Here is a 25,991-nt window from a genome sequence, read left to right on the forward strand (position 1 = left end):
CTGATACGTTAATTCATCGCAACTTCATGCACCATGTGGCGAGGGCAGCGATCCCGTGCAGTGCGTGGCCAACCGCACGGGTGCCGCCGCCCTCACACGGAGCAAACCGGGATAGGCCCCTCCCCAATCGCCATTCGAGCCGCAGGGGGAGCGAAGCACAGTCAGCTCGTAAAGAGGTCGTTGAACTGGTCGCGCAGAATATTCTTCTGCACCTTGCCCATGGTGTTGCGCGGCAATTCCTCCATCAGGATCAACTTGCGGGGATGCTTAAACCGCGCCAATTTGGCCTTCACCGCCTCCATCAGCGCATCCAGGTCCGGCGTCTGGCCTGGCTCGGGGATCACGACCCCCAGAACGGTCTCTCCGAAATCCGGGTGCGGGACGCCGATGACGGCCGTCTCCAGAACGCCGTCCCCCTCATCCAGCACCAGTTCAATCTCTTTGGGGTAGATATTGTAGCCACCCGAGATAATCAGATCCTTGTTGCGACCAACGATCTGAACATAGCCGTCAGCATCAATCACGCCAAGATCGCCGGTGATAAAGAACCCATCCTCGCGCAGCTCCGCAGCGGTTTTCTCGGGCATCTGCCAATAGCCCTTGAACACATTTGCACCGCGCACCTCGATTTGGCCGACCTCGCCGTCAGGCAGGGTATCGCCGGTTTCCGGATTGGTGATCTTGAGCTCCACCCCCGGCAGGGGAAAACCGACAGTGCCGGCGCGCCGCTCCCCTTCATAAGGATTGGAGGTGTTCATATTGGTTTCGGTCATACCGTAGCGTTCAAGGATGCGGTGACCGGTCCGCCCTTCGAACTGCACATGGGTTTCCGCCAGCAAGGGCGCCGAGCCGGACACAAACAGCCGCATGCCCGCCGCCAGTTCACGGGTGAAGCGCGCGTCGCCCAGAAGCCGGGTGTAGAATGTCGGAACCCCCATCATCGCCGTGGCCTCCGGCAGCCGCGCAAGCACCACGTCAAGATCGAACTTCGGCAAGAAGATCATGCTTCCGCCCGCCACCAGCGTCACGTTGCTGGCCACAAACAGCCCATGGGTATGAAAGATCGGCAGCGCATGCAGCAGCACGTCGTCAGCCGTGAAGCGCCATTCCCGCGCCAAGGTTTCCGCATTGGACAACAGGTTGTTCTGCGTCAGCATCGCGCCCTTGGACCGCCCGGTGGTGCCGGAGGTATAGAGGAAGGCCGCCAGATCCTCGCCGTCGCGATCAACAGTGGCAAACGCCTGCGGCATCTCGTGCGCCTGGCTCATCAGGCTGCCCGAGCCATCCGCATTCAGGGTTTCCAACTTGGCCCCGAGCTTGTGCGCAATCGGCGCCAGCGTGTCGGATTTTGCGCCATCGCAGACCACCACAGAGGCACCGCTGTTTTCAATAAAATAGGAAAGCTCATCCGCCGTATAGGCCGTATTGAGCGGCAGAAAGATCAGCCCCGCCTGCGCGCAGGCGGCATAGAGCGCCAGCGCCTCGGGGGATTTCTCGACCTGCGCCGCCACCCTGTCCCCCGGCGTCATGCCGGATTGCACCAGCACATGGGCAATCTGTGCGGCCCTGCCGAGAAAACCCTGATGGGTCATCACCGAATGGTCTGGCAAATACAGGAAAGGCGTATCCTTGCCAGCGTGGAGACCAAACAAGCGATCATACAGGGGATTTGCCATCGGGGTGCCTTTCTTGAATTTGGGCATAGGAGGAGGCCAAAGCCGTCACATCAGCGGCGGCTTCGATCTCTCGTGTGTTCGCAAATTTTTCGTGATTTTGGGCGGTTTTAGCAAGATCGTAAAGATAGTTCACCATGGTGCCACCGGATTGCGCGCGCCCCTTCTGTGACGTGTCCGCATCGGCGTGAACCGCATGCAGGATGGCACCATTGCCGAGATGGAAACGCGCCACCGGATCATAGGGCAGACCACCCCGGCCCTTGGCCGTCAGCAAGTAATGGGCAGCAATGGCACGCATGGCCTCGGGGTCTTCCATATCCCAGTCCAGCCCTTCCTGTTGGAGCCAGCGGCTCAGCCCCGGGATTGGCGACAGGGTGACAAAGGTCTTGAGCCCCGGCAGCTCCACCGCGAGATCACTGGCCACCTGTTTGATCAGGGAATTGCCAAAGGAGATGCTCGCCAGCCCCGCCTGACAGTTGGAAATCGAGTAGAACACGGCAGTATCCGCCTCTGCGGCCAGCAGCGCCTCGCGCCCTTCGACCAGCAGATCCTGGATCGAGCCGGGCACGCCGCGCGTCAGCGCCACCTCGACAAAGATCAGCGGCTCGTCCGGCATCGAGGGGTGAAAGAACGCAAAGCAGCGCCGGTCCGCAGGTTGCAGGCGGCGGCGCAGATCATCCCAGCTGTGTATCGCATGCACCGCCTCATAGGCGGTGATCTTTTCCAGAATATGCGCCGGCGTTTCCCAGTTGATGGGGCGCAGCACCAGAAAGCCGCGATTGAACCAACTGGCAAAAAGGTGGCGGAAATCGAGATCCAGCGCCTCCAGTTCCGGCTCCCCGCGCCCAAGCCGCAACAGGTCCGCGCGCATCTGCACCAGGCTGCCGGTGGCATTGGGAACCCGGTTCAGATAGCGGATCAGCTCCTGGCGGCGGGGTTCCGCCGCCGTCATAAACGCTCGGTATGTGGCCTTTGACGGGGTGGCCTCATAGGCGTCAAGCGTGTTGCGCACGGTCTCCGGGTCGATATTCATCGCCTGCGCAATGTGCTGAAAAAAGGCCAGTTTCTGTTCGTCCTCCAGTGCCGGAAACCGGGCCAGGATTTCCTCGGCCAGTGCCAGACCAGAGGTCTCGCCGGCGGAGCTGACCAGTGCCATGGCCAGCTCCTCCAGCGGCCGCCCATCCAACGGCGCCGCACTGGCCCGGCGCTGGCGGCGCTCAAATACGGTCGAAAGAAGCTCGGCAAGGATGCTCATAGCGCGTCCCCCATGACCATATTCGGCAACCAGGTCGCCAGCCCCGGCATCAGGCACAGCAAGATGATCGCCAGGATCATGCAGGCCACATAGGGCAAGGAGCCGGTCAGGATGGTCTTGAGCGGAATATCCGGCGCGATCCCGTTGATGACATAGAGATTCAGCCCCACCGGCGGTGAAATCAGGCCGATTTCCATATTGATGGTCAGCACGACGGCGAACCAGATCGGATCAAACCCGGCAGTGGTAATGATCGGCAGCAAAATCGGCGCGGCCATCAGGATCACGGCCACGGGCGGCAAGAAGAACCCAGCGATCAGCAAGAAAACATTGACCGCCCCCATCAGCACCCAGCGGCTGACGTCCAGCGTGCCGATCCACTCGGCAATCGCCTGGGTGATAAACAGCGAGGACAGCATGTAGGAAAACACCCCGGCGGCGGCGATGATGAACAGGATCATCACCGATTCCTTGGTGCTGTCACGCAGCACCACCCAGAGCGCGCGAGGATGCCAGAGTTTATAGATGATCATCGCGATCATAAGACACAGAAGCGCACCCACCGCAGCGGTCTCCGACGGGGTCGCGATGCCGCCATACATGGCATAGAGCACCCCGAGGATGATCGCCAGGAAGGGCAGCACCCGCGGCAGGATCTCGAACCGTTCCGCCCAGCTATAGCTGCCCGCGCTCAGCCGCCCTGCCTCGCCCGAGCGCCAGGTCGAATAGAGCGACCAGGCCATGAACAGACCTACCAGCAGCAGCCCCGGGATCACCCCGGCCAGGAAAAGCCGGCCGATCGAGGTCTCGGTGGCGATGCCATAGACGATCATCGTGACAGAAGGCGGGATCAGGATGCCCAGCGTCCCCCCGGCAGCGATGGATCCCGCAGCAACGCCTTCGGGGTAGCCGCGCTTGCGCATCTCGGGAATGCCCATCTTGCCGATCGCCGCGCAGGTTGCCGGCGACGATCCCGACATCGCCGCAAATAGGGCACAGGCGCCAAGGTTGGACACCACCAGCCCGCCCGGCACCCGCGTCAGCCAGCGCTCCAGCGCCTCATAAAGATCGGCTCCGGCGCGGGTGGAGGCGATCGAGGCCCCCATGATGATGAACATCGGGATCGAGAGCAGCGCGAAATTATCAAGTTTGCCAAACAGGATTTCCGGCATCAGCTCGAGCGAGCGCGGCCCGTCAAAGATAACCAGAAACCCACCCGACACGATCAGCAGCCCAATGGCCACCGACACGCCGGAGAAGAGAACAAGGATGGTGGCCAGCGCCACAATCCCGCCAAGCAGAAGCGGATCCATCGGTGTCACTCCAGTCCAAAGGGTTTATCAACGCCGGTCAACACGGCAATGAGGTCGGCAATCAGCTGCAACAGCAGCAGCGCAAACCCCACCGGAATCGACAGATAGGGGATCCACAGCCGCACCCCCCAGATGGTGTCGGAGCGCCAGCCCCGCTCATAGGCGAAATGCCAGTAGTCATACCCATACCAGAGCATGATCGCGACAATGGTGATGGAGAGCGCGGAGGTCAGCAGCGCCAGCACAAACCGGGGCCGTGCGGACAGCGCCAGCGGCACCAGATCCACGTTCACATGCCCGCGCAGCCGCTGCACATAGGGCAGCCCGATCAGCGTCGCCGCGATAACCAGATAGACCACCGCCTCTGTTTGCCAGACGGTGGAACCATTGAGCACGAAGCGGACCACGATCATCTGGCAGGTGATCGCCACCGCCGCAACGATCATGCCTGCCGAACACCAGCCCGCCAGCGTCGAAAGCGCGGCTATGGCGCGCAGAAAGGGGTTTCGGCCCGCTTGTGCAATTGTCGCCGAAGTATGACCGGCCATTCTTGTCTCCCTAGGGTAACGGATCAGATCGCCTGAGATCTCAGACAACGATGGGAAGGGCACGGCAGCCTGCCGCCCCCTCCCCGATGCGGATCACTCGACGGCCAGCGCCAGATCGAGCAGATGCTGCCCGTCCGGGACCTCATCGACGAATTGCTTGTAAGAGGTCTCCATCGCCAGCGCGCGCCAGGCCGCGAAATCCTCGGCGGTCATTTCTGCCAGCTCGACACCGGCATCGGCAAAGACCTTGGCCGATGCGGCATCCTGTTTCTTGGCTTCTTCCAGATAGAAGGCCTGAGCTTTTTCCGAAGCCGCCATCAGGGCAGCCTGTTGCGCTTCTGTCAGCCCCTCAAAGGTGGATTTGTTCATCAACAGCGGCTGATACATGAACCACAGCGCCACCTCGCCAGCCGGGGTGTAGCAGCTGACCTGCTCGTAAATCCGATAGGACACGAAGGACGACGAGGACGTATTGGCGGCCTGAAGCACCCCTGTCTGCATGGCGTTATAAATCTCGGAAGACGCCATCGAGGCAATCGACGCCCCGGCCCCTGCCAACATCTGCTCAAAGGATTTTCCCGCCGCACGGGTTTGCAGCCCGGCGACATCCTCGGGTGCGGTGATGCATTTGTCCTTGCCGGCAAAACCGCCCGCCAAATAGCCATGCACCAGCACCATCACATCGTCTTCGGCCATTTTCTCTTCCAGCGCCGCCATGAAGGGCGAGTCGGACAGCCGCGCGGCGTGATCGTGGTTTTTCACCAGCCCCGGCATCAACGTCAGGTTATAGGCCGGCTGCTGTCCGCCGGCGTAGCTGAGCGGCAGAACCGTCATGTCGAGCTGGCCGCGGCTCAGCGGCTTATACTGCTCGCGCGGTTTGAACAGCGATTTGGACCCAAAGATCTTGATCTCCAGATCCACATCGGCCGCCGCCACATCATCGGCAACCATTTGTGCCACCTGGTGGCGGATATCCTTGTTCGACCATTGATGCGACAGGCGCAGCTCGGTTGCCTGGGCCTGCGCCCCGGCAGCGGTCAGGGCAGCGCCCAGCACAGCGGCTTTCAAAATTGATTTCATGTTTTCCTCCCTTGGCTCCCCGCAATCGCGAGGATGAAGGAAACCTAAACGTCAATTGTTTTTATCGTCAATGTTTTTGTATACAAGATTTCAATTCTTGATTTTCAAAAAGATCATGATACGGCTATCGCTATGAACAAACGCCAGGCTGACACCATTGCAGAGCAGATCGAAGAACGGATCTTTGACGGGTCTTTCGCGCATGGAGATCGGCTGGACGAGGTTCGCCTTGCCGAACAATTTGGTGTCTCACGCACCCCTATTCGCGAGGCGATTCAACGGCTTGCCCTATCCGGCCTGGTTGAGCTGATCCCCCGTCGCGGCGCCTTCGTGCGCCAACCCGGACCGGTAGAGCTGATCGAGATGTTTGAAGTGATGGCAGAGCTGGAAGCCGTCTGCGGCCGGCTTGCCGCGCGACGTATTTCAGATGCCGCGCTCACCGAGCTGGCCGAGGCCAACCGCAAATGCCAGCAGGCCGTCGCGCAAAAGGATGCTGATTCCTACTACCTGGAAAACGAGCATTTCCACAGAATCATCTACGAGCAGTCCGGCAACGGCTTTCTCGCGCAGGAAGCCGCCAAACTGCACAAACGGCTGCAACCGTTTCGCCGCTTGCAACTGCGATTTCGGGGGCGGATGGCGCAGTCCATGGCGGAACATGAAAGCATCGTCCAGGCTCTGCGCAGCGGCGAAGCGGAACGCGCCGCAAATGTGCTGCGCGATCATGTTGCCGTGCAGGGCGAGAAGTTCCATCAGCTGATGGCCAACCTGAAAAACACGCCCGGATAGCGCGCCCCGGTCAGGCCCGCGCGGCCTCTGCGGCGCGATCCGCCTGCTGCAAGAGCTGCTCATTCAGCGCGTCTTCCAGGAAATGCGCCAGTGCCGCGATCCGCTCAGAGGCGCCCTCGCCCAGCGGTGTCAGGGAATATTCCACATGCGGGGGCACCACCTTATAGGCCACCCGCCGCACGAACCCGTCCTGCTCCAGCGTCTTCAGAGATTGCGCCAACATACGCTCGCTGACCCCTTCGATCCGGCGACGCAGATCGCTGTAGCGATGGGTGCCGTCCTGAAGCGCCAGAAGCACCAGCACCCCCCATTTGCTGGTCACATGGTTCATCAGCCGCCGCGAGGGGCATTTCTCGCACAGAACATCGGCTTTCTGCGATATCTCGGACAACCTGCGCTTTCCTCATACTAACAAATTTGTGCGTACTTCCATTTCAGAAGTTAGGGATTAGGTTGCCAGCTGTCAACGCCGCCACATGGGCCGCAAAACAGAACTCAATGACGGAGCACATCATGACCCTTGCCGTAACCGGAGCCAGCGGACAGCTGGGCCGCCTCGCCATCGCCAAACTCAAGACCCTGGTCCCGGCGGACTCCATCGTGGCACTCGCGCGCACGCCGGAGAAAATCGCCGATCTGGGCGTTGAGGCCCGCGCCTTTGACTACACCACCCCAGAGACGCTCGCCCCCGCGCTTGAAGGCGTTGAGGTGCTGGCGCTGATTTCCTCCAGCGATTTCAATGACCGCGCTGGCCAGCACCGGAACGTCATCGAGGCCGCCAAATCCGCCGGTGTAAAGCGGCTGGTCTATACCTCGATCCTGAAAGCGGATCAGACGCCGCTCCTGATTGCCCAGGATCACAAGGCAACCGAGGCGCTCTTGGCGGCATCCGGCCTCACCACAACGATCCTGCGCAATGGCTGGTACACCGAAAACTGGACCGGCGCGCTGCCCACCGCGATCGAGGCTGGCGCCCTTATCGGCGCGGTTGGCAATGGTCGCGTCAGCCCCGCCACCCGTCAGGACTATGCCGAGGCCCTGGCCGCGGTGCTGGCGGGCGATGGCCATGACAACAAAATCTACGAGCTTGGTGGCGAGGTATTCACCATGCCGGGCCTCGCCGCTGAACTCTCCAAACAGACGGGAAAAGACATTCCCTACAACAACCTGGACAAGGCCACCTATGAAACCATCCTGCGGGACTTCGGCCTGCCGGACGGTTTTGCCGCACTTCTTGCGGATGCGGATGCCGGTGCCGCAGAGGGCTGGTTGCTTGACGAAAGCGGCACCTTGGCCGAGCTCATCGGTCGCGCTCCGACCCCGATGCACAGCGCCGTGACGGCGGCGCTCGGCTAAGTATCAATCATCAGAGGATTCACCATGAAGCATAAAATCGCTGCCTGCGCCCTTTTGGCGACAACCACTCTCGCCCCGCTGTCTGCCTTCGCGGACACCTCCAAGGAGCTGGTGGTCAAGGCCATCACAGAGCTGTTCATTGATGGCGATGTCGCCGCGATTGACCGCTACTGGGCCGAGGATTACATCCAGCACAACCCGATGTTTCCGTCGGGGCGGGAGGTGATCAAAGGCCTCTTCGGCAACACGCCGCCCGATTTCAGATACGAGATGGGGATGGTGATTGCCGAGGACGACCTCGTCGCGCTGCACGGGCGGTATTCCGGCTTTGGTCCAAAGCCGATGATCGCGGTGGACATCTTCCGCGTTGAGGATGGCAAGATCGCCGAGCATTGGGATATCCTGCAAGAAGAAGTGCAGGACACGGTCTCTGGCAATCCGATGTTTACACCGGGGGAATAATCCCGCGCGGCACGCAGGCCGCATGACACCACCGCCTGCCGCGCCAGCGGCAGGCCCGCGTCAACGCCGCTAGAACGCCACGCCGCTGATCAGGATGATATTGGCATATGGCGTGATCTCGCCACTGCGCAGAATCGCGCGCGACTGGCGGCTACGGTCCTTGAAGGCCGCGTGCGACAGCTGCTGTGCCGCGATCTCCTTGTCCGGGGACCAGAGGTCAAGCTCGGCCCGGAAACGCTCCTCCACGGGGCCGCGTGCCTCATGAGCCCAGATCGCGCCTTCGATCACCAGCTCCTGCCGGAGGGTTTCCAGCACATCCCAGAGCGAGGGCTTGCCGAATGTCAGCGAGAGGTCAATCACCTGCACCCCAGCGGGACAGGGCAGCCCGGCATCACAGATCGTAATCTCGTCCAGATGCCCCAGCCGTGCCACAAGCGCGCTGATGTCGCGATTGAGTATGCCGTGTTTTTTCATGATACGCCCAGCCCTGCCACCTGTGTCCTGCAAAGGATAGCAGTCGCGATCCCCCTGCCGCAACGCGCATTCAGGAATGCGCCCGATCCACCGCCGGAACAGCATTCCAATAGCCGTCCTCGATCACCTGCCGCATGGCCTCTCGCGCCTCTTGCGGGGTGCCCGATGCGATCGCGGTGACAATCTCGCGATGGCGCGAGGCCACGATTTCGCGCCGCTCGGCAAAGCCGCGCCCGTGTTCTGACATGAACAACGAATAGAGCGCAGTTTGCACAAGATCCCCCAGCGACTGCAAGAAGCGGTTGCCCGACATGCGCAGCACCTGCTTGTGGAACTCGTAATCGGCCAGTGCAAATTCGGTCCGGCTGCTGGCCCGGGCCAGTTCGTCACAGAGGCCGAACAGATGGTCGCAATCCAATCCGTTCACCCGCCCCGCGGCCTGTGCGGCGGCGGCGGGCTCAAAGATCATGCGGATCTCGAACAGCTCCTCGTAGAACCGGGTCGGGTTCTTGACGCTGGCGTGCCAGCGCATTACGTCCTGATCAAACATCGACCATTCATCGGCGGGCCGCACATGGGTGCCGACCTTGGCCTTGGACTGGATCAACCCTTTGGCAATCAATGTTTTCTTGGCCTCACGCACCACCGTGCGCGAGACGCCGAACATCTCGCACAGGTCGGGGTCGAGCGGGATCATGGTTTCCGACGGATATTCCCCGGCCACGATCGCACGACCCAGCTGCTCCACCACGAATGCCGTGTGGTTGCTTGCGCGCTCGGCCCCGCCCCCGGCCTGAACCAGGGTCATGAGGGAGCGGCGGAGCCAGTCACTGTTCGTTGTCTTGCCTGCGTTGCCCACGTCAGCCCTTTCTGGAGGAGGATGAACGCAAAGAGCAGCCCCCCGATCACGATCTTTGTCCACCAGCTCGACAAGGTGCCGTCAAACACGATGTAGGTCTGGATCAGGCCCATAATAAGGATACCGAAAAAGGTCCCGGCGACAAAGCCATAGCCACCGGTCAACAGGGTTCCCCCAATCACCACGGCGGCGATTGCGTCCAGCTCCACACCGACAGTGGCCAGCGAGTAACCGGCGGAGGTATAGAGCGAGAAGACGATGCCGGAAAGCCCTGCCAGCCCGCCAGAGATCGCATAGATGCCGATCGTGGTCGAGGCCAGCGGCACCCCCATCAGCCGTGCGGCCTGCTGCCCGCCGCCCAGGGCATAGACATTCTGGCCAAAGCGGGTGCGATGGGCGACGATGATCCCCACCAGGAAGGTCAGCACCATCACCCCGCCGATCAGGCGGAACCGCCCGCCCGAGGGGGCTTTCCAATAGAGATCCTGAAGCACGTCATAGAATTCATGCGTGATCGGCACGGATTCGGTGGACAGGACATAGGCCGCCCCGCGCGCAAGAAACATGCCGGCCAGCGTCACGATGAAAGGCGGCATTTCCAGGTAGTGGATCAGCGCCCCCATCGCGCCGCCAAAGGCGGTTGTGATCACCAAGACCAGCGCAAAGGCCATCAGCGGATGGATCGACGTTTCGCGCAGGATCACCGCCAGAAACACACCGGTAAAGGCGATCACCGATCCGATCGACAGATCAATACCGCCAGAAAGGATCACAAAGGTCATCCCGACCGCGGCTATCCCGAGAAAGGCGTTGTCGGTCAGCAGGTTGGCCACCACGCGCGTGGACAGCATCGACGGGTAGGCATAGCCACAGAGCGCAAAGGCCAGCACAAAGGTTGCAAGGGTTATGATCAGCGGCAAATGGGTGGAACGGATCATTGCGCCGCCTCCTCTTTCGGTTTGGATTGCCCAGGGTCCTGGCGGGGTTCCGTCGCCCGCAGCATATAGAGCAGATAGCTGATGCGCGGCGACTGGATCACCAGGATCGCGAGGATCAACAGCGCCTTGATCACCAGGTTGAATTCGGGCGGCAGGCCAGACAGCAGGATCACTGAATTCACCGACTGGATGATCAACGCGCCAATCAACGATGCCAGGATCGAGAACCGCCCGCCCAGCAGCGAATTGCCTCCGATCACCACCGCAAGGATTGCATCCAGCTCCAACCAGAGGCCCGCATTGTTGGCGTCCGCGCCCTTGATATCGGCGGCAACGATCACCCCGGCCAAAGCCGCACAAAAGCCCGAGACCAGATAGACGCAGATCAGCAAGACACGCGAGTTGATCCCGGCAAGGCGCGAGGAACGTTCGTTGATGCCGATGGATTCGATCAGCATGCCCAGCGCGGTGCGGCGCACCGCCAGCATCATCAGCACGCCCAGAACGATCCAGATCAGGATCGGCGTCGGCACGCCTGCGATGGTGCCCGCGCCGAGGTGGATCAGCCCTTCGTTCATAAAGGTCAGGATCTTACCCTCGGTGATGAGCTGGGCAATGCCCCGCCCGGCCACCATCAGAACCAGCGTCGCGACGATCGGCTGGATGCGCAGCACTGCAACCAGCACCCCATTCCACATCCCACAGAGCCCGCCTGTCGCCAGCGCGGCCAGCAGGGCCGTGCCCCAGCCGTGCCCGTCCACCACCATGGAGGCCGCGACGGCACCGGAAATCGCCATCACCGCCCCTACCGACAGGTCGATGCCACGGGTGGCAATGACCAACGTCATGCCAATGGCCAGAAGCGCAACCGGCGCGCCCCGGTTCAGCACGTCAATGAGGTTGCCGAACATGCGGCCGTTGCGAAAATCAATGTGAAAGAAATCCGGCAGCACGATCACATTGAGCAGCAAGGCCACGCCAAGAATGATCAATTGTGGTGTAATCCGGCTCAACACCGAGGATTTGGGTCCAGGCATCAGCATCAGGCTGTCTCCACTGTGGCGGCGGCCTCGTCGGCAATCGCGCGCACAATATTATCGGGGGTGATCTGGTCGCCGGTCAGCTCGCTCACCTGTCGGCGATCCCGCAGCACAACCACGCGGGTGGAATAGGCCACCAGCTCCTCCAGCTCGGAGGAGGCAACCAGCAGCGCCATGCCGTCTTCGCGCAATTGTTCGATCAGGGCGATGATCTCGGCATGGGCGCCGACGTCAATGCCGCGTGTCGGCTCGTCCAGGATCAGGAATTCCGGGTTGGTCGCCAGCCAGCGCGCCAAAAGCGCCTTTTGCTGGTTGCCACCGGACAGCAGCCGGATCGGCATGTCGAGGCTGGCCAATCGGATATCAAGCGCCCGCACGTAGCTTTCGGCGATCTCGTTGATCTTGGCGCGCGGGATCGGGCGCATCCAGCCCTGCCGCGCCTGAAGGGCCAGGATGATATTGTCGCGCACGGACAAATCACCCACGATGCCTTCGGTCTTGCGATCCTCGGGACAGAGCGCAAAGCGATGTGCCACCGCATCCCGCGGCCGGTTGATGGTGATGTCCTGACCGCGCAGCTTGATCTTGCCGCCATCGGCCTGCACCACGCCAAAGATCAGATTGGCAGTCTCTGTCCGCCCCGAACCAAGCAGCCCGGCCAGACCGACAACCTCGCCTTCGTGCAGCTCCAGCGAAAACGGTTCGATCATGCCCCGTTTGGACAGGTTTTGGATTTCAATCAGCGTTTTGCCGACCGCGCCGGTCTTGCGTTCCTGCACCCGGGCCTCCAGCTGACGCCCGAGCATCAGGGTCACCACATCCTTGGGCGTGACATCCTGAAGGAGCCGGGTGCCCACCACGCGGCCATTGCGCAGCACCGTCGCCCGGTCAGAGATATCAAAGACCTGATCGAGGAAATGGGTGATGAACACGATCGCCAGACCGCGCGCCTTGAGCTGGCGAATGACGGAAAACAGCAGCTGTACCTCGTCGCGGTCCAGGCTGGCGGTGGGTTCATCAAGAATGAGAACCTTGCCGGACATCTCGACCGCGCGGGCAATCGCGACCACCTGCTGGATGGCCACGGAATAGGCGCTCAGGGGTTCTGCCGGGTCGATATCCAACCCGTAGCCAGACAACGTCGCCCGTGCCGAGGCGTTCATCTTGCGGCGCGACACGATCCCGTAGCGCACGGGCTGTCGCCCCAGAAACAGGTTCTCTGCCACCGTCAGATTGGGCAACAGGTTGACCTCCTGGTAGACCGTGCCGATGCCCAGCTTCTGACTGGCCGCCGTCGACTGCGGGTTCACCTCTTGCCCATCAAGCGTGATGGTGCCGCCGTCGCGCTGATAGGCGCCGGTCAAGCATTTGATCAACGTGGATTTTCCCGCACCGTTTTCGCCAAGCAGCGCGTGAACCTCACCCGGGTACAAGCGCAGCTCTACATCGTCCAGCGCAATGGTTCCGGGGAAAAACTTGGATATACCCTGTGCATGCAGCACCGGGCGAATGTCATCAGTCATAATCAGACTCTTACCGGATGGACCGTATTCTGCCTACGAAAAGGATGCCGGGCCACAAGAAGCCCGGCACCCGGACGAGACGTGAAGGAGGGTCTCGTCAGAAAGATCCTCAGTAGCCGAGGTCTTTCTTGGCTTCATAGATCGCCTGGTTGTCGTCAGCCGAGGTGAACAGGCGGGATTCGGTCTGGATCCACTTGCCCGGCTCGGTGCCATCGGCGAGATAGGCTTCCAGCGCATCAAGCGCAGGACCGGCCATGTTGGGGGTCAGTTCGATCGTGGCGTTCATTTCGCCATTGGCAATCGCCAGATGCGCGTCCGGAACGGCGTCGATCGCAACGATCTTGATGTCCTCGCCCGGCGCCAGCCCGGCTTCCTTGATGGCCTGGATCGCGCCCACTGCCATGTCGTCGTTATGGGCATAAAGCGCGCAGATGTTCTCGCCGCCTTCTGCCTTCAAGAAGCTTTCCATCACGACCTTACCCTGCGCGCGGGTGAAATCCCCGGTCTGGCTGCGCACGATCTTCAGGTTGTCATGGCCCGCGATGCCTTGCTCAAAGCCGGTTTTGCGGTCGATTGCCGGCGACGAGCCGGTGGTGCCCTGAAGCTCCACGATACGGCAGTCTTCGCCCGCCATCTCGCTCACCAGCCATTCGCCAGCCACCTTGCCCTCATGCACCAGATCCGATGTCACCGCGGTCAGATAGAGCGACTTGTCCGCGTCCACAGTCCGGTCCAGCAGAACCACCGGAATATCGGCGTCCTGGGCCTCTTCCAGAACCTCGTCCCAACCGGTTGCAACAACCGGCGCCACCAGGATCGCGTCGACCCCTTGAGCAATAAAGCTGCGAATCGCCTTGATCTGATTTTCCTGCTTTTGCTGTGCGTCAGCAAATTTCAGATTGATCCCGCGGCGCTCTGCTTCCTGCTTGGTCACGGTCGTTTCTGCCGCACGCCAACCGGACTCAGATCCAATCTGGCTAAACCCGATGGTCATATCCCCGGCCATGGCGGCAACAGGTGAAAAAGCGATAGCAGTCGCCAAAAGCGTGTTTTTAAGTTTCATGATTTCCTCCCTAGCGAAGCAACCTCCCGCTTCGCCACATCATTAAGTATTATTTTATTACCTTTGTAAACCGTGATGTGAACATGACCTTGAGCGCACCAGCAAAGGACAGGGTCCAACAGCTGGTGCGCTAGATTAGATATTTGATTTAAAATGATATTTTTACATTCCCGGCAAGCCGCTTAGACATGCGGTCAGGAATGAGAGGCCACAACAGACCCGCTTCTTGTCGGCACCGCCAAGAGATTTCCGCAACCCCAGCGCGACTCCCCGCGCTAGTGCTCGGTCTGAGAGTCTCTCTCCAGAGTGTCCAAGGCCTCCTCCAGATCGTCCTGATCTTCGCTCGGCACCGAGTAGGCGCCATTCAACCATTTCGCCAGGTCAAGATCGGCGCAACGCTTGGAGCAAAACGGGCGATAGGCATGCACCGTGGGCTCGCTACAGATCGGGCAGGACATCACAACACCTCGGACAATGGCAAACGACCGCGCTTGCGCTGCAATTCGAAATGGCCAAGCGTCGTCCATCCCAGCAGCGAGGTTTCCTCCGGGTCGGTCTTGAAGGCCGCGCGCAACGCGTTTTCAAAGGCGCGGCGGTCTTTTTTCGGCATCGGGGCGACGTCAATCACGATCTGACCGCCCAACCCCATGCACCGCAGCGCACGCGGCAGCCCACGGGCACAGGCCATATTGGCCTTCACCCCCGCCGCAAGCGAAGTGTCGCTGCCGGTGTTCACGTCAACAGCCACCAGCGCGCGCGTTGGCTCCACATAAAGGAAGCCTCCCCCGCCAAGGGCAATACGCCCGCTGCGCAGCTCATCCAGCGCTTCCAGCACGCCGCAGCGATCAAAGCCACCCGCGGCCTGCTCCACCTGCGCCGGTTCAACCCACTCGCGCCAGGCGGTAAGATGCGGCGCATCGCCTTCGTGCAAGGTCTCGACCTCGGTGCCGAGATCATCGACCACCTGCCGCGCCGCAGTGACCATGGCGCCGATATCCTCGGCAATCTCCTCCGGGTCCGCCCCGGCACAGGCGGAGCGCAGGATCAGGCCAAACCCGGCGCCTTCCATTTCCTCATGCGCGATTTCCAGCAAGCGATCCCGCTCATCCTCATCGCGAATGGCGCGAGAGATATTGAGCCCCGGCGCATCCGGCGTGACAATGGCATAGCGGCTCTTGAACAACAGCTTTTGCGTCACCGGCAGCGCCTTGCCCGACTCCGCATAGCCGCTCACCTGCACCAGCAGCAATTGCCCCGGGGCCAGCCCCTTGACCTGCCGCAAGAACGCTGGCCCATCCGGCGTGGTCAGGAACATGCCGCCCTGCCCCTTCACCGGCCGATCCGCGCGCGCGCGGTATATGGTCCCCGGCAGCGGTGCCTCGCCCGCAATGAGGAAATCCTCAAGCGTGCCATCCACCATCAGCGCGGCAGCTTCCTGCCCGTTGATATGGTCGAGAATAATCTGACGGCCCTTCATTGCATCTGATCCTTGTAGAGCGGGTACCCCGCAGCCTGTAACAGCACCGCCGTTTCCGCAAGCGGCAGGCCGACGATGCCGGTAAACGATCCGCTGATCCAGGGAATGAGCGCCCCGGCCGGACCCTGAATGGCATAGGCCCCCGCCTTGCCCTCCCAGTCCCCGGTGGCGAGATAGCCGTTCAGCTCCTCATCCGACAGGCGTTTCATCTTCACCTGGCTGACCACGTCGCGCTGCCAGAGCTGATCGCCCCGCCGCAGCGCCACCGCCGTAATCACCCGATGCCGCCGCCCCGAGAGCGCCAGCAGGAATTGCGCGGCCTCGCCAGCATCGCGTGGCTTGCCCAGAATGCGACGCCCCAGCGCCACCGTGGTATCCGCACAAAGCACAAGATCCGACGCCTCTGCCGCAACCGCGCGCACCTTGTCACGCGTCACCCGCATGCAATAGTCGCGCGGCAACTCCCCCTTCAACGGGGTTTCATCCACATCAGGGGGGCGCACGTCATCCGGCACGATACCCAATTGCCCCAGCAGCTCCAGCCGTCGGGGACTGCCCGATCCGAGAATGAATGCCATCGCCAAACTCCTTGTTCTGCCCCCTCATAGGCAACGACATCATCGCTGCAAAGAGGTGCGCCAGACTTTCATCTTTTCTAAAATATCCCCGCCGGAGGCCGCTGCCCCACAGGGGCAGCCAAAACAAAAGCCCGGCACCAAGGGCCGGGCTCTTCCTGTCTTGTCGGACCCCGCCTTACTTGAAGCGGTAGTTGATCCGGCCTTTGGTGAGGTCATAGGGGGTCATTTCCACCTGGACCTTGTCGCCTGCGAGGACCCGGATGCGGTTTTTGCGCATCTTGCCTGCCGTATGAGCGATAATTTCATGGCCGTTTTCCAGCTCGACCCGAAACGTCGCGTTTGGCAGGAGTTCCTTCACGACACCGGGAAATTCGAGCGTATCTTCCTTGGCCATGTTGTCTCCATATCTGTGTTACCCCGAAAATTTCGGGACGTGCGCTTAAATGAGCGCATTTCTCCTGATTTTCAAGTGCGCTTTTATAGCAAGTCTTGGTAAACGACCCGTTGAATGCGGGTTTCCTGCTCGTCCCAATGGGTTCTGTTGCGCACAACACCGGTTTCGCGCACCTGTCCGATCAAACCAGGGGCCAGTTCGGCATAGGTCCAGCCGGGCTGATTCAGCTTGCCCTCGGCCAGCACGCCAGTGCTTGGAAAGCCCGTATCGGGTGGGCCAAAGATGCCGCCCATGCCGCTACTGACATCCACCGCCTCCGACCACTCCGCCGTTCCCACGATCGAGGCCATCGCCGTCACGCATTGCTGCTCCAGCGCCCGCGCCATGGCGCCGATCCGCACCCGCCAATAGCCCGCCAGCGCTTCGGTGCAGGAGGGCACAAGGATGATATCGGCCTCCGCCAGCGCCCGCGCCAGAAGGGGATATTCGCTGTCATAGCAGATCAGCACCCCGATCTTGCCCAGCGCGGTATTAAAGAGCTTCAGCGGCCCGCCGGACATGATCCCCCAGGGATCCCGCTCGAACATGGTCATGATCTGCTTGTCCTGATGATCCCGCTGCCCGCTGGGGGCATAGAACTCGGCCCGATTGACGGGCCGCGCGAAACCCGCCTCAACCGGGGCAGAGGCCCCAAGAATATAGACCCCATGCGCCGCCGCCAGCTTCAGATGCAGCGCCGCTACGTCTTCCATTTTTTCAGACACCGACCGGATCGAGGCCTCCAGATCCCCGGCAATCGCCGCGCCATCCAGTGTCGCCAGCTCCATCGCGGCATATTCGGGAAACACCAGCAAATCAGCGCCTTGCCCCGCCGCCTCCCCCACCCAGGACGAGAGCTTGTCCTCATATTGCGCCCAGCTCTCGAGATAATCGAGCGGATACGCCGCGGTTGCGATTTTCATGCCAGATCTCTCCCTTTGCGTCACGTGCCAGCCCTAGAGCATCGCCCTAGCGCATTCAATCAAAACGGAAAAGACGCAGCTCATCGCAGGATCAACGCCCCAACACCGCGCCGGCGACCTGATGCTACAAATCGCGGATCCAGAACTGGAGCGGCTTTTTGGTGCTCTCGCTTTGATCGATATCTTTCCAGGTGAACTCGGCCACGACGCCGGGCAGCGGTGCATAGCCCCGCTTGCGCCAGAATGGATCCAGCGGCGCGTAATCCTCGGGTCGCAAAGGATGGTCGGCGGGCCGCTGCACCCCGCAGAAGGCCGCCTTCTTGAAACCAAGCGCCCGAGCGTGCGATTCGCGTGCGTCAAAGAACCCGTGCCCGGCCCCCTGCCCGCGATATCCCGGCAACAGCACCGATTCGGCGCAGTAGAAAATCTCGTCCAGATCCAGCCCGCTGCCCGCAAAGGCCGCCGCAAAATCAACGGCGTGATCGGCGAGCGGCACCCCGGTCGCGGCCCCAACCAGGGTCTCGCCCTCAAAGGCGCCCACCACGATCGCGCTGGCACTGTCCCGATAGCTTTGCAGATAGGTCCGCTCATAGGCGAGATCCCCATCATAGAGATAGGGCCAGGCGCGAAACACCTCGATTCGCAGCCGTGCGACATCCTCCAGCGCGGCCTCCAGCGCCGCGCCGCTCAAGGGCACGATTCGCAAGGACATCAGGCCGAGACCTGTTTGATCCAGTCAGAGAGGTTGTAATAGGTGGTCACCCGGGTGATCAGCCCGTCCCGCAGGTCAAAAAACGACCCCGCCGGCAGCTTGTAGCTCTGCTGGCGCGCCTCGGGCAGCCCCGCGTCGGTCTCCAGATAGGTGCCGTTCACAGTATATTCCGCCGCCGCGCGGGCGGCATCCGGTGTCGCAAAGATCACCATATCGGTGAGTTCTTCGCGATAGCAGCGGCTCATATGGGCGCAGAATTCGGCGAATTTTTCCTTGCCGACGCGGATGTTGCCCTCGTTGACGTGATGCGCCACGTCCTCCGCAAGGCAGGCGATCATGCCCTCGGTGTCTCCGGCGTTAAAGGCGGCAAAGTAGCGGGCGATGGTGTCGTTCATTCAAGTCTCCGTCGGAGGGCCCCAGCGCGTAATCAGACGCTCCAGGATCTGGTCTCGGGTTTGTCTGTAGCTCTCTAACTTGGCCTCCCGGCTTTCGCCCAGCCCAGTTGGGTCCATTATTGGCCAATATTCGACATCGAGGTGAAAAAAACGGGTCAATTCCAACGCCCGGCGCTGGCTCGCGGGCGACAAGGCGATCACCAGATCATAAGAGGATATATCATCGCCCCATTGCTCCATCTCGTCAAAAGAGCGCGACCGGTGGCGCGACAGTTCGACGTCGATTTCCTGACAGACGGCGATGCAGAAACCGTCGATTTCCAGATCGTTCTTGACCCCGGCGGATTGAACGTAAGTGCCGGTGCCATAGAGCTTTTTCATGATCCCCTCGGCCATCGGGGACCGGACCGCATTGTGGTCACAGCAGAACAGGACGGACTGCGGCAGCTCCTCCACGCATCAGCCTCCGAAATGCAGGACGCAAATCAGCGTGAACAGGCGGCGGGCGGTGTCTGTATCGACCTCGGCCTTGCCCTCCAGCCGCTCTTGCAGCACCCGACTGCCTTCGTTGTGGATGCCGCGCCGGGCCATGTCGATGGTCTCGATCTGGCTCGGCGGCAGGGTTTTCACTGCGTTAAAATAACTCTCGCAGATTTGGTAGTAATCCTTCACCACCTGCCGAAAGGGCGACAGCGACAGGTGAAACTCCGCCGCCTTGTCGCCACTCTCGGTGGTGACGTCAAAGACCAGCCGCTTTTCACGAATCGAAAGACCCAGATGATAGGGGCCATCCGGCAGCCCCCGCTCCTCGCGCTTGGGCAGGCTAAAGCTGTTCTCTTCGATCAAATCAAACAGGGCCACCTTGCGCTCCTGCTCGATCTCCGGCGTTGGCGGCGGCAGGTTGCGGTCGTCAAGTTCAATGTGGCTGATCCGGCTCATGGCTCTGGTCCCAGTTTATCTCTCATAGGGAAATAGCGGATCGTTCGCCCGCACACAATTGCGCGCAATCCCCTGCCCTCACAATCCCCGCGCAAGTGTCGCGTGAGCGCGTCATTAAAACGAACGGGCTGCTGGCAAAACAGGTCTGTCGCGCCTTGGCGTCAACCATCTGTTAACCTTAGTCGCGCTCTGATCGACCCGTGTCACGGCTTTGGGATTTGGCTCTGGCACCGAACAGGCTCAGCGCAGCGGTGGGCAGCCCGCCGCGCTGAGCCTCCATATTGCCCCCCTGCGCGGGATCGCTTGATGGCCTCACTCCGGGCTGTTCAGACTCTCCAGCCGTGCCAGAACCGACAGGCCGTGTGCCTCCAGGCTTTCGCTTTTTGCCAGCGTTGCCGCCGCGGGACCAATGGCCTTCAACGCGTCCGGGGTCATCTGGCTCAGGGTGGTGCGCTTGATGAAATCCATCACCGAGAGGCCGGAGGAAAACCGTGCCGAACGCGCGGTCGGCAACACGTGGTTTGGACCGCCGACATAATCGCCGATTGCTTCGGGCGTGTAGTGGCCCATAAAGATGGCACCGGCGTGAATGGTCTTGAGGCTCAGCGCGGCCGGATCCGCCACGCAGAGCTCCAGATGCTCCGGTGCGATCCGATTGGACAGCGCCGCCGCCTCATCCAGGTCGCGCACGGTGATCACCGCGCCGAAATCGCGCCAGCTGGCGCCCGCAATCTCGCGCCGTTGCAGGGTTTCCAGCCGTTTCTCGACCGCCGTGGCCACCGCCCGGCCAAACTCCGCATCATCGGTGATCAGAATCGACTGCGCGCTTTCGTCGTGCTCGGCCTGGCTCAGCAGATCCAGCGCGATCCAGTCCGGGGTGTTGGTCTTGTCGGCGATCACAAGAATTTCCGAAGGGCCCGCGATCATGTCGATGCCGACCTTGCCGAACACCCGCCGCTTCGCCGCCGCCACAAAGGCATTGCCGGGGCCGGTGATCTTGTCCACGGGCGCGATGGTTTCGGTGCCATAGGCCAGCGCCGCGATCGCCTGCGCGCCACCAACGCGGTAGATCTCGTCGACGCCGGAAATCCGGCAGGCCAGCAAGACCAGCGGGTTGATCTGCCCATCCGGCGTCGGCACCGTCACCGCAAGCCGCTCCACGCCCGCGACCTTGGCCGGGATCGCGTTCATCAGCACGGACGACGGATAGCTCGCAAGACCGCCGGGCACATAAAGCCCCGCCGCCGAGACCGCCGACCAGCGCCAGCCCAGCGTCGCGCCGGTCTCGTCAGTCCAGCTTTGGTCCTCGGGCATCTGTTGCGCGTGATAGGCGCGGATCCGCTCTGCCGCGAGTTCAAGTGCGGCGCGCTCTGCTTCGGAGACGCCCGCGATGGCGGCATCCACCTCGGCCTCGCTGATGCGCAGCTCGGTGGCCTCCGACAGGGTCATCCGGTCGAATTTCGCCGTCAGATCCAGCAGCGCCTGATCGCCCCGATGCCGCACATCCCCAATAATATCTGCAACGATCGCATCCACATCCGGGCTGTCTTCACGCTTGGCGCCCAGAAGCGTGGTGAAGGCTTGTTCAAACGTGGCATCCGTGGTGTCGAGGAAAACGGGCATGGCGGCCTCCTTCAGGGTTTGGCCCTGCTTAAACCGCCACCCTGCCCGCCTCAAGCCTGTCTGTCAGTCCCCGTGCTGCGGCACGTGGCCCGAGGGGGCGCGGTATGGACGGGTGACATCCTTCAGCGTGACCTCCAACGCCTCGACCGAAAGGCGAATCGCGCCGTCGCCCGCCAAGGTCAGCAGAACTTGCCCAGCGCCGTCCTCATCGGGCTCAAAGCTCACCGCCAGCAGGGAGAGGATGATGTCCTTGTCGGTGCGGTCCACCCCCTGCGAGGCCACCGCCAGCACATTCTCCACCACCAGAAGCGACTGCACCCGCTCATAGGCCCGCCCCCGCCGTTCCGCCGCCGTGCGGTCCTCCCAGCGGAAGCGGTTCAGCAGAATCGCAAAGCGGCGCGCGGAGGGGCGCCAGGTCATTTCCGTGACCGGGAACACCGCATCCTGCGCCAGCGAGGAAATCACCTCCAGGTCGGCGGCCTCATAGGCCCCGAGGTTCAGCGGGCGTTCTCGCCCGTCGTCAAAGCGCGCATCCGACATCATTCTTCCTTGATGCGTTCGATTTTCGCACCCACGGCAGAGAGCTTGCGCACCACATGCTCATAGCCGCGATCAAGGTGATAGACCCGGCTCACGCGGGTTTCCCCTTCGGCCGCCAGACCGGCGAGAATCAGTGACACGGAGGCGCGCAAATCTGTGGCCATCACCGGCGCACCTTTCAGCTGTTTCACCCCTGTCACCGTCGCGGTGCCGCCGTGGACATCAATCTGAGCGCCCATACGAATCAGCTCCGGCGCATGCATGAAGCGATTCTCGAAGATTTTCTCTTCCAGCGTTGCCACCCCGTCGGCGGTACACATCAAGGCCATCATCTGTGCTTGCAGGTCGGTGGGAAAACCCGGGAAGGGCTCGGTCACCACATCGACCGCGCGCACGCGGTCCATTTTTCGCCTTACTTTCAGACCCTTGTCGGTTTCGGTGATCTCCACCCCGGCCTCTTCGAGCTTTTGGCAGAAGGCCTCCAGCAGGCTTCGCTTTCCGCCCAAGAGCTCCACCTCGCCGCCACAGATCGCGGGGGCCAGCATATAGGTGCCCAGCTCGATACGGTCGCTCACCACCGGGTGAGTCGCGCCGTTCAGCCGATCCACACCCTGGATGGTAATCGTATCGGTGCCGTCGCCCTCGATCTGCGCCCCCATGGCACGCAGACAATTTGCCAAATCAATGATCTCGGGCTCCCGCGCGGCGCGTTTCAGCACGGTTGTGCCCTTGGCCAGGGTCGCGGCCAGCAGCGCGTTTTCCGTCGCACCGACCGACACAAAGGGAAACTCCACCACGCCGCCGCGCAGCCGCCCGCCGGGGGCCTTGGCATGCACATAGCCATCGCGCAGATCCATCTCTGCGCCCATAGCTTCCAGGGCTTTCAGGTGCAGATCCACCGGACGGGCGCCAATCGCACAGCCGCCGGGCAGTGACACCACCGCATGGCCATCCCGCGCCAGCATCGGACCCAGCACCAGAATCGAGGCCCGCATCTTGCGCACAATGTCATAATCCGCCGTGTGGTTGTTGAGCCCATGGCTCGACATCGCCAGGACCTTGCCCCCCTGAAGCGCCGAGACCTCGGCCCCCAGCGATTGCAGCAGAGCGGTCATGGTGCGGATGTCACTCAGGCGCGGCGCATTGGTCAATGTCAGCGGCTCGTCGCTGAGCAATGTCGCCGGCATCAACGTCAAACAGGCGTTCTTTGCGCCCGCAATCGGGATCTCTCCGTTGAGCGGCCCGTTGCCGGTTACCAAAATCGAATCCATCTGCTCTATCCTTTCGCGTCGCCGGAAGCGTCGTCTTTTTGCGTTGACCGGGCCTTTGCCTGTGCCTTGCGCCGGGCCATATTCGCCTTCAGCGCCGCTTTCAGGCGGTCCTCACGAGAGGGTTCAGACGGGGTGCCGGAGGGTTTCTTTTTCTCTGCCATGAAACTTCTCTAACTTAGTCGAAAAAAAGCGTCCAGATGCTCTTGCATCCCCCCGCGAATATGCATAGAAGCCCGCTCACGGCGCTGCTGTAGCTCAGAGGTAGAGCACTCCCTTGGTAAGGGAGAGGTCGAGAGTTCAATTCTCTCCAGCAGCACCATTACCCCCCTATACGACAAAACTGCAGCATGCACCTCAATATCTGGTGTATAGCCGGGCTTTACGCCACATGCCCTGGCGGGCCGCAGATGCGGAATGGAAGCGGTGTCAGTCGCGCGGGTTTCAGGCGAGTCTCAAAAACCGCTCGATTTCCACCGGCAGTTTGACGCAAAAAGGAAGCGAGCAGGACCAAAAACCTGCCGCGATCAATACATCGCTTCCGTCAGGCCGGTCCTTTGGCAGCGGCCTGAGCAACGCAGCAAGATGGGGACTGACATGGAACAAATAATAGAGCAAGCGGGCGCAATGTGGCCGCTGATCATCAGCGGCACCAAGGCGGTGGTGGTTCTGATCATCGGCTGGATGGCCGCTGGGATGATTTCATCTGCCGTGCGCAAACGTATCAATAAAACACCGCGAATCGACCCGACTCTCGGGAACTTTGCCGCCAGCGCTGTGCGCTGGGTGCTGCTGGCGATTGTGGCTGTTGCCGTATTGGGCATTTTCGGCATCGAGGCGACCAGCCTTGTCGCCATGCTCGGCGCCGCAACCCTGGCCATTGGCCTGGCCCTGCAAGGCACGCTGAGCGATCTGGCCGCCGGCGTGATGCTGGTATTGTTTCGCCCCTATAAGCTGGGGCAATTCGTGGATATCGGCGGCACATCGGGCACCGTGAAGGATCTCAATCTCTTTGTGACCGAGCTGGTGACCGCGGACAACGTGCAGATAATCGTGCCCAACGGCAAGGCCTGGGGCGCAATCATCACCAACTTCTCGGCGCATGACACGCGTCGGCTCGATATCACCTATGGCATCGACTACGGCGACAATATCGAGACCGCCAAGGGCATTATTCTGCGTTTGGCCGAAGCGGACGCGCGGGTTCTGTCGGATCCCGCCCCCTGGGTGCGGGTGACCAACCTCGGGGACAGCTCCGTCGACGTCACCACCCGCCTTTGGTGCAAGGCCGAGGACTATTGGGAACTGAAATGGGCGATGATTCAGGGCGTGAAGGAAGCATTTGACGCCGAGGGCATCTCCATCCCCTATCCGCATAGCGTGGAAATCCAAAAAGAGGGCTGACCCGGCAGAAAACCGGATCACCAAACGGGGCGCTGCGGCGCCCCGTCCTGTTTCACGCTCAGATCGCCACCCCTTGTTTCAAGGCCGATGCCCAGCCCATGCCCGGCATCCTGTCTTGCATTGCGTTTCGCCCTGCGCCGGATTGGCGTGCGCCCTCGCCACCTTGGGCGCCTGCGGTGTCGGAAACGGACGGGCGGCGCGGCGCCACGCCATAGTGCAACGTGCGGCCGTCATCGGTCACAAACGCCCAACGCGCCAAAAGCAACTGAAGATGACGCCGCTCCTGCCCCGTCTCATCGCAGGAGGTCACCGCGCGCCATGCGCCCTCGCATTGCACCGGCAATTGGATATCCGTAATCGGACGCATCTCGACCCCGCGGCGACTGTCAGCAGCCTGGGCCTGGGCGAACATATAGCGGAGCTGACTATAGAGGGCCTGGAAATGGGGCCGCCGACGTCCGGCAAAAACCGCCGTCACCTTGCCACCCTCGGCGTTGAGCGCCTGCACGGTGCAATCCCCGCGCGAGGTGGTGCCAAAAACCGGCACCATCGCCAACTGCACCTGAATAAGCCCGCCTTTGAACAGGCCGGAATCTTCGTATTCGGGGGAAACTTTATGACGCGCGCGCCGGTCGAGTTTGGGAGCGTTAATCAACATGGCATCTTATCAATTAGCTGGAATCGGGATTCTGACACATCTGTGCATTCGCATATAGTTCAGCGCCTTCGTTAATAATCTGTGTCGTCAGACCCGCAATTCCGCGCCTTCACCGCTCTAGCCCCCCGCATCATATCGACCGCCCCCTGCGCCAAGCGGGCGGTCAATGCCTTGGACTGCTCAGCCCGGGAGCTTACCTGTTGTCACATAGGTCAGAATGTCCACCACCTGACGGGGGGACTGGGCGACGGCAAGCGCGGCGGCATGAACTTCCTTCAGCGCATGCGCATGCTCGGGCTCACTCAGGACCACAAGGGACTTGCCCAAAGCAGCCGCATATCCCGCGTCAAAGGCCGCGTTCCATTGCTTGTATTTCTCACCGAAGCGCACAACCACCACATCGGCCTCCTCGATCCCCTTGCGGGTGCGAATCGCGTTGAGCTTGGCCCCCTTGTGGTCGTGCCAGAACGTCGAGTCCTCCGCCCCGAGAATCGCGACTCCGCAATCGTCCGAGGCATCGTGATCCGTGACGGGCCCGTCAAAACGCGCATCAAGCGCCTGTGCGCCTTCAACGATTTCAGCGCGCCAATCGCTGTGAATTTCACCGGAAAGATAAACATTTAGGGTCATTTTGTGCTCCTGTTGTCTGGGCAATATCGAAACTG

General features: G+C 61.6%; 30 protein-coding genes and 1 tRNA gene. 5 read left to right on the forward strand and 26 right to left on the reverse strand.

What is annotated here, in order from left to right:
- Positions 1–161 precede the first annotated feature (161 nt).
- The 5 genes from HCZ87_RS05105 to dctP all read right to left on the reverse strand — a co-directional run bounded on the left by HCZ87_RS05105 (position 162) and on the right by dctP (position 5,872).
- Positions 162–1,676: a malonyl-CoA synthase gene (locus HCZ87_RS05105; protein WP_167642690.1), complete on the reverse strand. Its 1,515-nt coding sequence runs from the start codon at positions 1,674–1,676 to the stop codon at positions 162–164.
- Entirely contained in the window at positions 1,657–2,931 is a 1,275-nt protein-coding gene (locus tag HCZ87_RS05110; RefSeq protein WP_167642691.1) for a malonyl-CoA decarboxylase, read from the reverse strand. Before HCZ87_RS05110 ends, HCZ87_RS05105 begins: the two co-directional genes overlap by 20 nt.
- Positions 2,928–4,244 carry a TRAP transporter large permease gene (locus HCZ87_RS05115; RefSeq protein ID WP_167642692.1) on the reverse strand — a complete coding sequence of 439 codons (1,317 nt, stop codon included), beginning with the start codon at positions 4,242–4,244 and terminating at the stop codon, positions 2,928–2,930. Before HCZ87_RS05115 ends, HCZ87_RS05110 begins: the two co-directional genes overlap by 4 nt.
- 5 nt (positions 4,245–4,249) lie before the next feature.
- On the reverse strand, positions 4,250–4,792 hold the full coding sequence (locus HCZ87_RS05120) for a TRAP transporter small permease (RefSeq protein ID WP_167642693.1): 543 nt from the start codon (positions 4,790–4,792) through the stop codon (positions 4,250–4,252).
- A 93-nt stretch (positions 4,793–4,885) separates the two neighbouring features.
- Complete coding sequence (gene dctP, locus HCZ87_RS05125; RefSeq protein ID WP_167642694.1) at positions 4,886–5,872, reverse strand: TRAP transporter substrate-binding protein DctP; 987 nt, start codon at positions 5,870–5,872, stop codon at positions 4,886–4,888.
- Positions 5,873–6,004: 132 nt separating this feature from the next.
- Between dctP and HCZ87_RS05130 the strand changes: the two genes are divergently transcribed.
- Complete coding sequence (locus HCZ87_RS05130; RefSeq protein WP_167642695.1) at positions 6,005–6,661, forward strand: GntR family transcriptional regulator; 657 nt, start codon at positions 6,005–6,007, stop codon at positions 6,659–6,661.
- A gap of 10 nt (positions 6,662–6,671) precedes the next feature.
- Here HCZ87_RS05130 and HCZ87_RS05135 read toward each other — a convergent pair whose 3' ends face one another.
- Positions 6,672–6,992: a helix-turn-helix domain-containing protein gene (locus tag HCZ87_RS05135; protein WP_167642723.1), complete on the reverse strand. Its 321-nt coding sequence runs from the start codon at positions 6,990–6,992 to the stop codon at positions 6,672–6,674.
- Between the two features lie 182 nt (positions 6,993–7,174).
- Here HCZ87_RS05135 and HCZ87_RS05140 point away from each other — a divergent pair, with 182 nt between their 5' ends.
- Both HCZ87_RS05140 and HCZ87_RS05145 read left to right on the forward strand, forming a co-directional pair.
- The gene (locus tag HCZ87_RS05140) at positions 7,175–8,017 is read left to right on the forward strand and encodes an SDR family oxidoreductase (protein ID WP_167642696.1); all 843 of its coding nucleotides are present in this window, start codon (positions 7,175–7,177) and stop codon (positions 8,015–8,017) included.
- 24 nt (positions 8,018–8,041) lie between these two features.
- The gene (locus HCZ87_RS05145; RefSeq protein ID WP_167642697.1) at positions 8,042–8,479 is read left to right on the forward strand and encodes a nuclear transport factor 2 family protein; all 438 of its coding nucleotides are present in this window, start codon (positions 8,042–8,044) and stop codon (positions 8,477–8,479) included.
- A gap of 69 nt (positions 8,480–8,548) precedes the next feature.
- Here the strand turns inward: HCZ87_RS05145 and rbsD are convergent, their stop codons facing one another.
- From rbsD to murA, 18 genes are all read right to left on the reverse strand, one after another.
- Complete coding sequence (rbsD, locus tag HCZ87_RS05150) at positions 8,549–8,953, reverse strand: D-ribose pyranase (protein WP_167642698.1); 405 nt, start codon at positions 8,951–8,953, stop codon at positions 8,549–8,551.
- A gap of 70 nt (positions 8,954–9,023) precedes the next feature.
- Positions 9,024–9,761, reverse strand: a complete 738-nt coding sequence (locus HCZ87_RS05155) for a FadR/GntR family transcriptional regulator (protein ID WP_167642699.1) — start codon at positions 9,759–9,761, stop codon at positions 9,024–9,026.
- A complete protein-coding gene (yjfF, locus tag HCZ87_RS05160) occupies positions 9,758–10,750 on the reverse strand; it encodes a galactofuranose ABC transporter, permease protein YjfF (RefSeq protein WP_175582161.1) in 993 nt (330 codons plus the stop codon). Before yjfF ends, HCZ87_RS05155 begins: the two co-directional genes overlap by 4 nt.
- Complete coding sequence (locus HCZ87_RS05165) at positions 10,747–11,793, reverse strand: ABC transporter permease (RefSeq protein ID WP_254868527.1); 1,047 nt, start codon at positions 11,791–11,793, stop codon at positions 10,747–10,749. The genes yjfF and HCZ87_RS05165 overlap by 4 nt, the downstream gene beginning before the upstream one ends.
- The gene (locus HCZ87_RS05170) at positions 11,793–13,313 is read right to left on the reverse strand and encodes a sugar ABC transporter ATP-binding protein (RefSeq protein WP_167642700.1); all 1,521 of its coding nucleotides are present in this window, start codon (positions 13,311–13,313) and stop codon (positions 11,793–11,795) included. The genes HCZ87_RS05165 and HCZ87_RS05170 overlap by 1 nt, the downstream gene beginning before the upstream one ends.
- Positions 13,314–13,422: 109 nt before the next feature.
- A complete protein-coding gene (gene ytfQ / locus HCZ87_RS05175) occupies positions 13,423–14,376 on the reverse strand; it encodes a galactofuranose ABC transporter, galactofuranose-binding protein YtfQ (protein ID WP_167642701.1) in 954 nt (317 codons plus the stop codon).
- Between the two features lie 275 nt (positions 14,377–14,651).
- Positions 14,652–14,834 carry a DNA gyrase inhibitor YacG gene (locus HCZ87_RS05180; protein ID WP_167642702.1) on the reverse strand — a complete coding sequence of 61 codons (183 nt, stop codon included), beginning with the start codon at positions 14,832–14,834 and terminating at the stop codon, positions 14,652–14,654.
- Positions 14,834–15,853: a ribonuclease E/G gene (locus tag HCZ87_RS05185; RefSeq protein WP_167642703.1), complete on the reverse strand. Its 1,020-nt coding sequence runs from the start codon at positions 15,851–15,853 to the stop codon at positions 14,834–14,836. Before HCZ87_RS05185 ends, HCZ87_RS05180 begins: the two co-directional genes overlap by 1 nt.
- Entirely contained in the window at positions 15,850–16,431 is a 582-nt protein-coding gene (locus HCZ87_RS05190) for a nucleoside triphosphate pyrophosphatase (RefSeq protein WP_167642704.1), read from the reverse strand. Before HCZ87_RS05190 ends, HCZ87_RS05185 begins: the two co-directional genes overlap by 4 nt.
- Positions 16,432–16,606: 175 nt before the next feature.
- Positions 16,607–16,825, reverse strand: a complete 219-nt coding sequence (gene infA / locus HCZ87_RS05195) for a translation initiation factor IF-1 (protein WP_005978431.1) — start codon at positions 16,823–16,825, stop codon at positions 16,607–16,609.
- Positions 16,826–16,908: 83 nt separating this feature from the next.
- The gene (locus HCZ87_RS05200) at positions 16,909–17,787 is read right to left on the reverse strand and encodes a carbon-nitrogen hydrolase family protein (protein WP_167642705.1); all 879 of its coding nucleotides are present in this window, start codon (positions 17,785–17,787) and stop codon (positions 16,909–16,911) included.
- A 124-nt stretch (positions 17,788–17,911) separates the two neighbouring features.
- On the reverse strand, positions 17,912–18,499 hold the full coding sequence (locus tag HCZ87_RS05205; protein WP_167642706.1) for a GNAT family N-acetyltransferase: 588 nt from the start codon (positions 18,497–18,499) through the stop codon (positions 17,912–17,914).
- The gene (locus tag HCZ87_RS05210) at positions 18,499–18,894 is read right to left on the reverse strand and encodes a ketosteroid isomerase-related protein (protein WP_167642707.1); all 396 of its coding nucleotides are present in this window, start codon (positions 18,892–18,894) and stop codon (positions 18,499–18,501) included. The genes HCZ87_RS05205 and HCZ87_RS05210 overlap by 1 nt, the downstream gene beginning before the upstream one ends.
- The gene (locus tag HCZ87_RS05215) at positions 18,895–19,350 is read right to left on the reverse strand and encodes a low molecular weight phosphatase family protein (RefSeq protein ID WP_167642708.1); all 456 of its coding nucleotides are present in this window, start codon (positions 19,348–19,350) and stop codon (positions 18,895–18,897) included.
- A gap of 3 nt (positions 19,351–19,353) precedes the next feature.
- Positions 19,354–19,833 carry a UPF0262 family protein gene (locus HCZ87_RS05220; RefSeq protein ID WP_167642709.1) on the reverse strand — a complete coding sequence of 160 codons (480 nt, stop codon included), beginning with the start codon at positions 19,831–19,833 and terminating at the stop codon, positions 19,354–19,356.
- A 312-nt stretch (positions 19,834–20,145) separates the two neighbouring features.
- Positions 20,146–21,456, reverse strand: coding sequence for a histidinol dehydrogenase (hisD, locus tag HCZ87_RS05225; protein WP_167642710.1), 1,311 nt, complete (start codon positions 21,454–21,456; stop codon positions 20,146–20,148).
- Between the two features lie 63 nt (positions 21,457–21,519).
- Positions 21,520–21,996: a DUF2948 family protein gene (locus tag HCZ87_RS05230; protein ID WP_167642711.1), complete on the reverse strand. Its 477-nt coding sequence runs from the start codon at positions 21,994–21,996 to the stop codon at positions 21,520–21,522.
- The gene (murA, locus tag HCZ87_RS05235; protein WP_167642712.1) at positions 21,996–23,267 is read right to left on the reverse strand and encodes a UDP-N-acetylglucosamine 1-carboxyvinyltransferase; all 1,272 of its coding nucleotides are present in this window, start codon (positions 23,265–23,267) and stop codon (positions 21,996–21,998) included. The genes HCZ87_RS05230 and murA overlap by 1 nt, the downstream gene beginning before the upstream one ends.
- A 244-nt stretch (positions 23,268–23,511) precedes the next feature.
- Between murA and HCZ87_RS05240 the strand changes: the two genes are divergently transcribed.
- Positions 23,512–23,586: transfer RNA gene (locus HCZ87_RS05240), tRNA-Thr, on the forward strand.
- Positions 23,587–23,861: 275 nt separating this feature from the next.
- Positions 23,862–24,668 (forward strand): mechanosensitive ion channel family protein, encoded by an 807-nt coding sequence (locus HCZ87_RS05245; protein ID WP_167642713.1) that lies wholly within the window; start codon positions 23,862–23,864, stop codon positions 24,666–24,668.
- Between the two features lie 58 nt (positions 24,669–24,726).
- Here HCZ87_RS05245 and HCZ87_RS05250 read toward each other — a convergent pair whose 3' ends face one another.
- Both HCZ87_RS05250 and HCZ87_RS05255 read right to left on the reverse strand, forming a co-directional pair.
- Positions 24,727–25,326 (reverse strand): hypothetical protein, encoded by a 600-nt coding sequence (locus HCZ87_RS05250; RefSeq protein WP_167642714.1) that lies wholly within the window; start codon positions 25,324–25,326, stop codon positions 24,727–24,729.
- Positions 25,327–25,506: 180 nt separating this feature from the next.
- The gene (locus HCZ87_RS05255; protein ID WP_167642715.1) at positions 25,507–25,956 is read right to left on the reverse strand and encodes a YtoQ family protein; all 450 of its coding nucleotides are present in this window, start codon (positions 25,954–25,956) and stop codon (positions 25,507–25,509) included.
- Positions 25,957–25,991 lie beyond the last annotated feature (35 nt).

Source organism: Phaeobacter sp. HF9A, from assembly GCF_011806385.1.
In the GTDB taxonomy this organism is placed as follows: domain Bacteria; phylum Pseudomonadota; class Alphaproteobacteria; order Rhodobacterales; family Rhodobacteraceae; genus Epibacterium.

Excerpts from the sequence above, each read along its gene's own strand:
- HCZ87_RS05185 (WP_167642703.1), bottom strand. The coding sequence starts at position 15,853 with ATGAAGGGCCGTCAGATTATTCTCGACCATATCAACGGGCAGGAAGCT.
- HCZ87_RS05145 (WP_167642697.1), top strand. The coding sequence starts at position 8,042 with ATGAAGCATAAAATCGCTGCCTGCGCCCTTTTGGCGACAACCACTCTC.
- HCZ87_RS05200 (WP_167642705.1), bottom strand. The coding sequence starts at position 17,787 with ATGAAAATCGCAACCGCGGCGTATCCGCTCGATTATCTCGAGAGCTGG.
- HCZ87_RS05120 (WP_167642693.1), bottom strand. The coding sequence starts at position 4,792 with ATGGCCGGTCATACTTCGGCGACAATTGCACAAGCGGGCCGAAACCCC.
- HCZ87_RS05210 (WP_167642707.1), bottom strand. The coding sequence starts at position 18,894 with ATGAACGACACCATCGCCCGCTACTTTGCCGCCTTTAACGCCGGAGAC.
- HCZ87_RS05230 (WP_167642711.1), bottom strand. The coding sequence starts at position 21,996 with ATGTCGGATGCGCGCTTTGACGACGGGCGAGAACGCCCGCTGAACCTC.
- HCZ87_RS05155 (WP_167642699.1), bottom strand. The coding sequence starts at position 9,761 with ATGACCCTGGTTCAGGCCGGGGGCGGGGCCGAGCGCGCAAGCAACCAC.
- HCZ87_RS05220 (WP_167642709.1), bottom strand. The coding sequence starts at position 19,833 with ATGAGCCGGATCAGCCACATTGAACTTGACGACCGCAACCTGCCGCCG.
- rbsD (WP_167642698.1), bottom strand. The coding sequence starts at position 8,953 with ATGAAAAAACACGGCATACTCAATCGCGACATCAGCGCGCTTGTGGCA.
- hisD (WP_167642710.1), bottom strand. The coding sequence starts at position 21,456 with ATGCCCGTTTTCCTCGACACCACGGATGCCACGTTTGAACAAGCCTTC.
- HCZ87_RS05135 (WP_167642723.1), bottom strand. The coding sequence starts at position 6,992 with ATGAACCATGTGACCAGCAAATGGGGGGTGCTGGTGCTTCTGGCGCTT.
- HCZ87_RS05180 (WP_167642702.1), bottom strand. The coding sequence starts at position 14,834 with ATGTCCTGCCCGATCTGTAGCGAGCCCACGGTGCATGCCTATCGCCCG.
- HCZ87_RS05165 (WP_254868527.1), bottom strand. The coding sequence starts at position 11,793 with ATGCTGATGCCTGGACCCAAATCCTCGGTGTTGAGCCGGATTACACCA.
- ytfQ (WP_167642701.1), bottom strand. The coding sequence starts at position 14,376 with ATGAAACTTAAAAACACGCTTTTGGCGACTGCTATCGCTTTTTCACCT.
- yjfF (WP_175582161.1), bottom strand. The coding sequence starts at position 10,750 with ATGATCCGTTCCACCCATTTGCCGCTGATCATAACCCTTGCAACCTTT.
- HCZ87_RS05130 (WP_167642695.1), top strand. The coding sequence starts at position 6,005 with ATGAACAAACGCCAGGCTGACACCATTGCAGAGCAGATCGAAGAACGG.
- infA (WP_005978431.1), bottom strand. The coding sequence starts at position 16,825 with ATGGCCAAGGAAGATACGCTCGAATTTCCCGGTGTCGTGAAGGAACTC.
- HCZ87_RS05115 (WP_167642692.1), bottom strand. The coding sequence starts at position 4,244 with ATGGATCCGCTTCTGCTTGGCGGGATTGTGGCGCTGGCCACCATCCTT.
- HCZ87_RS05255 (WP_167642715.1), bottom strand. The coding sequence starts at position 25,956 with ATGACCCTAAATGTTTATCTTTCCGGTGAAATTCACAGCGATTGGCGC.
- murA (WP_167642712.1), bottom strand. The coding sequence starts at position 23,267 with ATGGATTCGATTTTGGTAACCGGCAACGGGCCGCTCAACGGAGAGATC.
- HCZ87_RS05140 (WP_167642696.1), top strand. The coding sequence starts at position 7,175 with ATGACCCTTGCCGTAACCGGAGCCAGCGGACAGCTGGGCCGCCTCGCC.
- dctP (WP_167642694.1), bottom strand. The coding sequence starts at position 5,872 with ATGAAATCAATTTTGAAAGCCGCTGTGCTGGGCGCTGCCCTGACCGCT.
- HCZ87_RS05250 (WP_167642714.1), bottom strand. The coding sequence starts at position 25,326 with ATGTTGATTAACGCTCCCAAACTCGACCGGCGCGCGCGTCATAAAGTT.
- HCZ87_RS05170 (WP_167642700.1), bottom strand. The coding sequence starts at position 13,313 with ATGACTGATGACATTCGCCCGGTGCTGCATGCACAGGGTATATCCAAG.
- HCZ87_RS05110 (WP_167642691.1), bottom strand. The coding sequence starts at position 2,931 with ATGAGCATCCTTGCCGAGCTTCTTTCGACCGTATTTGAGCGCCGCCAG.
- HCZ87_RS05105 (WP_167642690.1), bottom strand. The coding sequence starts at position 1,676 with ATGGCAAATCCCCTGTATGATCGCTTGTTTGGTCTCCACGCTGGCAAG.
- HCZ87_RS05190 (WP_167642704.1), bottom strand. The coding sequence starts at position 16,431 with ATGGCATTCATTCTCGGATCGGGCAGTCCCCGACGGCTGGAGCTGCTG.
- HCZ87_RS05245 (WP_167642713.1), top strand. The coding sequence starts at position 23,862 with ATGGAACAAATAATAGAGCAAGCGGGCGCAATGTGGCCGCTGATCATC.
- HCZ87_RS05205 (WP_167642706.1), bottom strand. The coding sequence starts at position 18,499 with ATGTCCTTGCGAATCGTGCCCTTGAGCGGCGCGGCGCTGGAGGCCGCG.